This window comes from Bacillus gaemokensis (genome assembly GCF_001590835.1).
In the GTDB taxonomy this organism is placed as follows: domain Bacteria; phylum Bacillota; class Bacilli; order Bacillales; family Bacillaceae_G; genus Bacillus_A; species Bacillus_A gaemokensis.
The window spans coordinates 1-587 of record NZ_LTAQ01000008.1 but is presented as its reverse complement, the minus strand read 5'-3'; the positions used below and the strand labels follow the sequence as shown (position 1 = coordinate 587).

The window sequence follows — 587 nt, the reverse complement described above, 5'->3', positions numbered from 1 at the left end:
TACACCACGGGACCATTTGGTTGCGGGGACAGGATTTGAACCTGCGACCTTCGGGTTATGAGCCCGACGAGCTACCAGACTGCTCCACCCCGCGACGATATAATATTCTTTTTTTAAAAATGGAGGAGGTAGAGGGATTCGAACCCCCGCGCGACTCTCGCCGCCTGTCGGTTTTCAAGACCGATCCCTTCAGCCAGACTTGGGTATACCTCCAGGGAATTTACTTTAAATGGTGGACCTTGTAGGACTCGAACCTACGACCGGACGGTTATGAGCCGTCTGCTCTAACCAGCTGAGCTAAAGGTCCTTATGGTAGCGGCGGAGGGGATCGAACCCCCGACCTCACGGGTATGAACCGTACGCTCTAGCCAGCTGAGCTACACCGCCATATGGAATTAAATAAGTGGAGCCTAGCGGGATCGAACCGCTGACCTCCTGCGTGCAAGGCAGGCGCTCTCCCAGCTGAGCTAAGGCCCCGTGTTTAAAACTATCGGGAAGACAGGATTTGAACCTGCGACCCCCTGGTCCCAAACCAGGTGCTCTACCAAGCTGAGCCACTTCCCGTTAATAAAAGCGCGCCCGAGAGG

Annotated in this window: 6 tRNA genes; all 6 read right to left on the bottom strand. The window is 55.2% G+C overall.

Features of this window, described 5'->3' with window-relative positions:
- Window positions 1-17 precede the first annotated feature (17 nt).
- Window positions 18-94, bottom strand: a tRNA-Met gene (locus AZF08_RS09565).
- A gap of 26 nt (window positions 95-120) precedes the next feature.
- Window positions 121-213: transfer RNA gene (locus AZF08_RS09560), tRNA-Ser, on the bottom strand.
- A 17-nt stretch (window positions 214-230) separates the two neighbouring features.
- Window positions 231-307, bottom strand: a tRNA-Ile gene (locus AZF08_RS09555).
- Window positions 308-310: 3 nt separating this feature from the next.
- Window positions 311-387: transfer RNA gene (locus AZF08_RS09550), tRNA-Met, on the bottom strand.
- A gap of 17 nt (window positions 388-404) precedes the next feature.
- Window positions 405-477, bottom strand: a tRNA-Ala gene (locus AZF08_RS09545).
- A 13-nt stretch (window positions 478-490) separates the two neighbouring features.
- Window positions 491-564: transfer RNA gene (locus tag AZF08_RS09540), tRNA-Pro, on the bottom strand.
- Window positions 565-587 lie beyond the last annotated feature (23 nt).